Source organism: Kitasatospora sp. NPDC059577, from assembly GCF_042735475.1.
Classification (GTDB): Bacteria; Actinomycetota; Actinomycetes; order Streptomycetales; family Streptomycetaceae; genus Kitasatospora.
In genome coordinates this window covers 1-7,429 of sequence record NZ_JBHWBZ010000098.1, presented here as the reverse complement: position 1 = coordinate 7,429, position 7,429 = coordinate 1, and the positions used below count along the sequence as shown (strand labels likewise).

Annotated in this window: 6 protein-coding genes; 5 read left to right on the top strand and 1 reads right to left on the bottom strand. The window is 74.4% G+C overall.

What is annotated here, in order from left to right:
- The first annotated feature begins 315 nt into the window (after window positions 1-315).
- The 4 genes from ACFV0O_RS39685 to def all read left to right on the top strand — a co-directional run bounded on the left by ACFV0O_RS39685 (window position 316) and on the right by def (window position 5,075).
- Complete coding sequence (locus ACFV0O_RS39685) at window positions 316-1,758, top strand: HD-GYP domain-containing protein (RefSeq protein ID WP_380349406.1); 1,443 nt, start codon at window positions 316-318, stop codon at window positions 1,756-1,758.
- An 86-nt stretch (window positions 1,759-1,844) separates the two neighbouring features.
- A complete protein-coding gene (locus ACFV0O_RS39680) occupies window positions 1,845-3,122 on the top strand; it encodes an HD-GYP domain-containing protein (protein WP_380349403.1) in 1,278 nt (425 codons plus the stop codon).
- Between the two features lie 275 nt (window positions 3,123-3,397).
- On the top strand, window positions 3,398-4,390 hold the full coding sequence (locus ACFV0O_RS39675; protein WP_360259472.1) for a hypothetical protein: 993 nt from the start codon (window positions 3,398-3,400) through the stop codon (window positions 4,388-4,390).
- Between the two features lie 43 nt (window positions 4,391-4,433).
- Window positions 4,434-5,075: a peptide deformylase gene (gene def / locus ACFV0O_RS39670; RefSeq protein WP_380349400.1), complete on the top strand. Its 642-nt coding sequence runs from the start codon at window positions 4,434-4,436 to the stop codon at window positions 5,073-5,075.
- Between the two features lie 111 nt (window positions 5,076-5,186).
- On the opposite strand, the gene ACFV0O_RS39665 is transcribed toward def, so the two are convergent.
- Entirely contained in the window at window positions 5,187-6,245 is a 1,059-nt protein-coding gene (locus ACFV0O_RS39665) for a ferritin-like protein (protein ID WP_380349397.1), read from the bottom strand.
- A gap of 201 nt (window positions 6,246-6,446) precedes the next feature.
- Here ACFV0O_RS39665 and ACFV0O_RS39660 point away from each other — a divergent pair, with 201 nt between their 5' ends.
- Window positions 6,447-7,184 (top strand): SMI1/KNR4 family protein, encoded by a 738-nt coding sequence (locus ACFV0O_RS39660; protein WP_380349394.1) that lies wholly within the window; start codon window positions 6,447-6,449, stop codon window positions 7,182-7,184.
- Window positions 7,185-7,429 lie beyond the last annotated feature (245 nt).

The window sequence follows — 7,429 nt, the reverse complement described above, 5'->3', positions numbered from 1 at the left end:
AGCCCGCCCGCCCCCCCCCCGCGCGCCGCGGGCGGGGCGGCCGAGCGGCCCCCCCCCGCGCGCGCGCCGCGCCCCCCCCCCCCCCCCCCCCCGCTCCCGTTCTGCTCGCGTGCGCCGTCACTCGTTCGAGTGAGTTGGCGGTGCGCCAACTGCACCATTGCGGGATCATGCGTCCCCACGCCCGGACGGCGGCCTATCCTCCTGACGGACGCTCACCGCCGGTTCGCCCGGCGTGCTGAGGCAACACCGGGCCCGGACGGCGGGGAGGTCGAGATCGCTACCGACAGCGAAGGCGCGGCCCTGCCGCCGGGGGCGGTGCGCTACCTGGTGGCCGTCCCGGTGGCGGCGCTGTGCTGCCTGGTGCCGCTGCTGCCCGCCGCGGTCACCCCGGGGGTGCCGCGTTGGCTCGGTGGGGCGACGGACTGGCCCAAGCTCGGGCTGCTGGCCTTCCTGCACGGCTGCTGGGAGTCCCTGGCCCAGGGGCTGCCGACGCCCTGCCTGGTGCTGGTGCGCCGGATGCTGCGCCGCCCGGCACTGCCCGCGCGGGTGCCCGCCCGGCCGGGGGTGAACGCCTTCTTCCCGGTGCTGTTCGCCGGGGTCCTGATGCTCCCTCCGTCCGCTGCGGCCCTGGTCGCCGCCCCGGCCGCGGTGCTCGGCGGTCCGAGCGGGCCCGGCTGCCGGCGCCGCCAGCTGTTCAACGGCTCCCAGCTCGCGCTCTGCGCCTTCGCCTCCTCGGTGGTCTTCCACCTGCTGTGCGGCCCGCAGCTGCTGCTGGGCTCCCGCTTCCCGGCCGCGCTGCTGCCCGGGTTCGCCTCCGTCGCCGCGTTCTGCCTGGTCAACGGGGTGGTGGTGGGGGTGATGGTGATGCTCAGCGAGGGCCGCGGGGCCGGGGTGCTGCTGCGCGGGGCCTGCTCGGTGTGCGGACTGCCGGTACTGGTGCACGCGGCCGGCGGCCTGATGGTCGCGGTGCTCTGGCAGGGGCCGTACGGCGCGTTCGCGGCGCTGCTGGCGCTGCTGCCGCTGTCCATCTCCGCCTGGGTGTTCGCGCAGGGGCAGCGGGAACAGGACGCCCACCAGGCCACCGTGCAGTCGCTGGTGCAGGCCGTGGAGATCAAGGACGCGTACACCCGCGGCCACAGCGAACGGGTCGGCCGCGCCTCGGTGCTGATCGCCGATCAGCTGGGCATGGAGGCCGAGCGGCTGCGCACCCTGCGCTTCGCCGGGGTCCTGCACGACGTCGGCAAGCTCGGGGTGGCGACCGAGCTGCTGCGCAGAAACGGTCCCCTCAGCGAAGAGGAGCGGCGGGCCGTGGAGGTCCACCCGGTGTACGGGTACGAGCTGGTGCGCGGGATCGACTTCCTCGGCGAGGCGCACGCCGGGATCCTGCACCACCACGAGCGGATGGACGGCCGTGGCTACCCGAGCGGGCTGGCCGGACCGCAGATCCCCGAGTTCGCCCGGATCATCTCGGTCGCCGACGCCTTCGACTCGATGACCTCCACCCGCTCCTACCGGCGCGGACGCCCGGTCACCGAGGCGGTGGCCGAGCTGGAGCGCTGTACCGGCAGCCAGTTCGACCCGGTGATGGTGCGGGCGCTGATCGACGCGCTGGCCGTGCACGACTGGCAGCCGGTGGTGCACTCCGAGGACTGCGTGCGGGCCGTCCCGGACATCCCGCTCGGGGTGCCCGAACCGGTCCGGACGGCCCCCGGCCGGGTGCCCTCCCCGGGCGGCGTCCCCGCGGCCGGGCAGCCGTGACGGCGCCCGGGCGCGCGGCCCTCGGCCGGACGGCCCGAGGCCGGGCGTTCCCCGGCCGTACCGTGTGCGGGCCCACCGCCCGCGCGGTGCACGCGGCGGCCGCCGCGCTGCTGGCGCTCGCGCTGGGCGCGGTCGCGGTGCGCGGGGTCGCGGAGCCCCGGGTCGCGCTGGCGTTCACCGCGCTGATCGCGCTCGGCGAGTGCGTCCGGATCACCCTTCCGGGCGATCGCGAACAGGCGCCCATCGGCGCGGCCGGCGCGCTGGCGTACGCCCTGCTCGGACCGTTGCGCGGAGTGCCGACCGCGCACGGCACGCTCCAGGTGGTCGCGGTGACCGGGGCCGGCCTGCTGCTGGCGTGGCTGCCCGGGCTGGCCCTGCCGCACCGCCCGGACCGCCCGCACCGCCGCCCGCCCTGGGCCGACCCGGCCCGCCGGGACAGCGCCGCCCGCCGGCTGCTCGCGGTCGGTTTCGCCGCGGCCGTCTTCCAGCCGCTGTACAACGGCGCCCTGGTCGACCGCTTCTCGCCGCAGGGCCCGGCGTACGGGGCGTTCCTGACCGCCGTCGCCGCGCTGGCCGCGCTGTGCGACGCGACCCTGGCGGCACTGCTGCGCCGCTCCGAGGGCGGGTTGCGGTTCCCCGCGGCGCTGGAGGACGAACTGCGCTCGCTGTTCGGCATCGGCTCGGCGATCGTCGCCACCGGCATGCTGGTCAGCCTCGCGGCCGGTGAGGTCGGGCTCTGGGCGCTGCCACTGTTCTGCACCCCGCTGCTGCTCGCCCAGGTGTCCTTCCGGCGCGCCGCGGCGGTCCGGGCCACCACCGGGCAGACCATCGCCAGCCTCGCCCGCGCCACCGAGGTGGCCGGTTACACCCCGCACGGGCACGCGCGCCGGGTCGCGGACACGGCGTGCGCCCTCGGGCGCGAGCTGGGCCTGGGCACCCGTGAGCTCGCCCTGCTGGAGTACGCCGCGCTGATGCACGACGTCGGCCAGCTGTCCCTGGTCGAACCGGTGCCGGACGGAGCCACGGCGGTGCTGCCCTGCGCCGAACAGCAGCGGATCGCCCGGCTGGGCAGCGAGGTGATCAGCCGCACCGGGGTGCCCCGGCAGGTCGCCGAGCAGGTCGCCCGGCTGGCCGACCCGTACGCCGGCCAGGCCGGCGGCGAGGGACCGGTGCCGCTCGCCGCCCGCATCATCCGGGTCGCCAACGCCCACGACGACCTGCTCACGGCCGCCCGCGGCCGGGGCGTCGGCGAGGCGGTGGGGCGGCTGGAGGCGCTGGAGGTGATCCGGCTGGGCCGCGGCCGGGTCTACGACGCCCGGGTGGTGGACGCCCTGGCCCGGGTCGGCGGCCAGGCCCGCGACTGAGACCCGGTCGGAGCGGCGGGGAGCGGTCGGCGGCCGGGTTCGCGGCCCGTCGGCCGGTCCCGGACCCGCCAGGGGTTGAGAGGGCGCGGTCGGGCGGGCAGGCTGGGGAGGGGCGGGCCCAACCTCGACGGTGGGGAGCGCGGGCGGGGGCGGGCGTGGTTGGATGCGGTCGTAGCGTGGAACACCGACCCGGGACAGCGGGCCCCGAGCACCGTCCGGGACGGCAAGGGCGCGGTGGCACGGGACTTGAGCGGACGACGACGGCAGGGACGAACGTGAGGATCTTCCACCGGGCACGGCACCGGCCGTCCGCCACCTGGCGGCAGACGACCGACCGGGCCTTCACGCTGATCGGCGACGGCCGCTACGAGGACGCCGGCGCGCTGCTGGTGATGGCCGCCGACCTGGAGCCGTGGCTGTCCGACTCCTGGTTCAACCTCGCCCTCCTGCACAAGTTCCGCCGCGACTGGGAGCAGGCCCGCTCGGCCGGTCTGCGCGCCGTCGCCCTGCTGGACCGTGAACACGGCGCCCCCGACTGGTGGAACCTCGGCATCACCGCCACCGCCCTGCAGGACTGGCCGCTGGCCCGCCGCGCCTGGCAGGCGTACGGCCTCAAGCTGCCCGGCGGCCCCGGCGGGCAGCCCGACGGCCCGGTCAGCCTCGACCTCGGCACCACCCCGGTGCGGCTCTCCCCGGACGGCGAGTCCGAGGTGGTCTGGGGCCGCCGCCTGGACCCGGCCCGGATCGAGGTCCTCTCCATCCCGCTGCCCTCCTCCGGCCGCCGTTGGGGCGAGGTGGTGCTGCACGACGGCGCCCCGCACGGCGAGCGGGTCACCGACGGCGTGGCCTACCCCGTCTTCGACGAGATCGAGCTGTGGGCGCCCTCCCCGGTGCCGACCTACGTGGTGCTGCTGCAGGCCGCCACCGCCGGGGACCGGGACGCGCTGGAACGGCTGGTCGCCGACGCCGGTTACGCGGCCGAGGACTGGACCTCCTCGGTGCGGCTGCTCTGCCGCGCCTGCTCGGAGAGCCGGATGGCCTCCGACGACGGCATCGCCGCCCACCACGACCCGCACGACGACGGGGACGCCGCCCACCCCGGCCACCTCAGCCACCTCAGCCAGGGCGGCGCGGCCGGGATGTCCTGGCTGGTCGAGCGGGAGTGCGGGATCGCCGCCCCCGCCCACCTGGTGCGCACCCTGCTGGACCGCTGGGTCACGGCCTCCCCGGGAACCCGGGCTTACCGGGATCTCGAAGAAGTCTGCTGAGTACCCTGGTGAGGTACGCGTAGGACCTATGGAAGCGGAAGACATGGCGGAGCAGGCCGAGCAGCACGAGCACGAGCACGACGTGGAGGGGGCGGCGCCCGAGGCTCCCGTGAAGGTGATCGGTGAGGAGCCCGACCTCGGCAAGGGCACCGCCCGCCCGATCACCGTCGTCGGCAACCCCGTCCTGCACCGCGAGGTCAAGGACGTCACCGCCTTCGACGGCGAGCTCTCCGCGCTGATCGACGACATGTTCCAGTCCATGTACGCCGCCGAGGGCGTCGGCCTCGCCGCCAACCAGATCGGCGTGGACCTCAAGGTCTTCGTCTACGACTGCCCGGACGACGAGGGCGTGCGCCACATCGGCCACGTGATCAACCCGAAGCTGGAGGACTACCCGGCCGACCGCCGCCGGGTGCTCGACGACGGCAACGAGGGCTGCCTGTCCGTCCCGACCGCGTACGCCGAGCTGCCGCGCCCGGACTACGCCGCGGTGACCGGCGTCGACAAGGACGGCAAGCCGATCCGCGTCGAGGGCACCGGCTTCTTCGCCCGCTGCCTGCTGCACGAGACCGACCACCTGTACGGGACCCTCTACATCGACAAGCTGTCCAAGCGTGACCGCAAGGACGCGCTCAAGCAGATGGCCGAGGGCACGCCGAAGTACGCGACCGTGCCGAACGCGTGACGGTACGGCGGTAGTCGCCGGAGGCCGGTGCGGACCCTGGTCCGCACCGGCCTCCGGCGTTTCCGGGCCGGCGGTGTCACGTTCGCGCGCCGTGTCCGGTCCGACCGTCGGCTACGGGAGGAAGAGCCACTCCGGTCCGTAGGTGAACCGGGGCGTGGCGGGCAGCTTGATGGCGTACAACTGCCGTGCGAAGTCGCCCAGATCGCTCATGTGCCCGATCGCGTCGGAGAGCGAGCCCGCGTTGCCACGCCAGGCCGCTTCGAGGGAGCGCAGCATGTCGCTGTAGGCGGTGTTGAAGTCGCGCAGCACGGCCGCGGTGGTCCGGTCGGGCTCGTTGCCGGGGGAGTTGATCCAGCCGCCGGCCGGGACACGGGGGACCGGTGAGGCGTCCGGCAGCGGGAGGTCGGGGCCGGCGAACTCGTACGTCCCGGTCTGCTCGTCGAAGACGAGCTTCCTGCCGACGGCGATCTCCTTGAAGGCGTAGTAGTGGGCGAGTTCGCCGGGGGCCCCGGGGAAGGGGTTGTCCGGGGAGGCGTCGGTGCCCTCGCCCTGGGTCCGGATGACGTCGAGCGCCTTCAGCACGTCGTCGATGGTGTTCATCGCGACGATGTCGTTGCCGGCGCCGTGGCCGATCGCCCCCAGCGGGAAGGTCACCTGGTTCCGCCCGGTCAGCAGGTGCGCGAACTTCGGGAAGACGTTGGCGATGCGCTGGTAGAAGGCGCCGATGGTGTTGCCGTCGGCGGCGAAGGCGAGCGGGTTCTCCGGCTTCTCGATGTCGGAGAACAGGCCGGCCGACTCCCGGGACAGCCCGCTGAGGTAGACCTCCAACCCCGGGTTGACCCCGCCGGGCAGCTCGCCGGGGTACTTGGGCACGGTGGCCGGATCGGTGAGGACGACCGTGCCGCCGATGCTGGTGAGCATGTTGCAGACCAGGCCGAAGTGCGACATCTCGTCGAAGACGATCTCGCGGATGGTGTGGCGGACCGGCTTGCTGTTGTCGGGGTCGGTGATCGACCAGAGGGCGGTGGCGTAGGGCGGGATGGTGGAGAGCTCAAGCATGATCGCCCGCTGCAGCGCGTCCTTGAGCTCCTGCTCCGTCCAGTCCTCCTCGGCCATGCTCATGAGCTGGACGATCGCGTCGCTCTCGTAGTCCAGGATTCCGCTCGTCACGGTGGGCCCCTTTCGTTCGGCGTGCTCGTTCGGCCGTGCGCCGGACGGTAACCGGGGCGCGGTCGTCCGTCGGCGCGGAATGTCGGTGTGGCCTCGGAGTTCATCCGGACGGGCGGGGCGGGGGCGCTGCCGGAGGAGGTGTGGCCGGCCGCCGCCCCGGGCGGTCCGGACGGTGTCGTGGTGCCCGGGTACGGTACCGGGGTGCCCAGGACATTCGATCTTCCCACCGAGTTGGCCTCCTCACTCGTCGGCCCGGCCGCCGCCTGGCGGTTCGTCGAACGGTTCGCCACGCATCTCGGAGCACCGGTCGAGGCGACGGACGGTTGCACGGAGGAGGAGCTCGCCGCCGCCGAGCAGCGCCTCGGCCTGCGGCTGCCCGGCGCGCTGAGGGAGGCGTACGGGAGGTTCGGGCGGCGGTTCGATCTGTTCGGGGGCCAGGAGCAGTGGATCCCGCTGGAGGACGTGGAGGTGGAGGACGGGGTCCTCGTCTTCCTGGCCGAGAGGTACTGGTACTGGGCGGTCGGGATCCCGGTCGCCCAGGCCGTCGTCGACGACCCGCCTCTGGTGACGGACGCGACCCCGGGCGACCCGGTGGCAGCCGTCTGGCAGCCGATGGCCGACCGCTTCTCCGCCGCCTTCGTGGAGTCGGTGCTGAACGGGAACCTCCTCTGCGACGACATGGGCGGGATGCGTCGGGAGATGATGCCCGGCGACCTCGAACGCGTGGAGCGGGAACTCACCCCGATGCCGCCCTTCGAGGACGGGCCGGAGGAGGACGGCTGCCGGTGGTACGCGGGGCCGGACGTGCTCGTCTGTGTCGACCGGACGGACCCCGACGTCCAGCTGGGCTGGATCTGCGTCCGGGCCTTCAACCGGCAGGCCCTCGACGGGATGTGCGGGGCCCTGCGGGGTGACTGGACCCACACCATGAACTACTGAGCGGGCTGCCCGGTCGGGCAGGGCAGGCGCGGCCGGGTCTTGTCGGGGCACACGATCACGTAGTGGCCCGCCCACCGGCTGTCGGACACCCGGCGGGACCGGGCCACGTCGGAGGCCCGGGCCGGCCGGTCGAGGACCGACTGAATCAACAGTGGTGCGCGCGGCGCGCCCAGGGGGGGGGGGGGGGGCTCGGTGTAGGGTCTTGGTGTATTGTGGGACTAGTCTATAGAGAGCGAGGAGCCGCG

Coding starts and splice junctions, on each gene's coding strand:
- def (WP_380349400.1), top strand. CDS start 4,434: ATGGCGGAGCAGGCCGAGCAGCACGAGCACGAGCACGACGTGGAGGGG.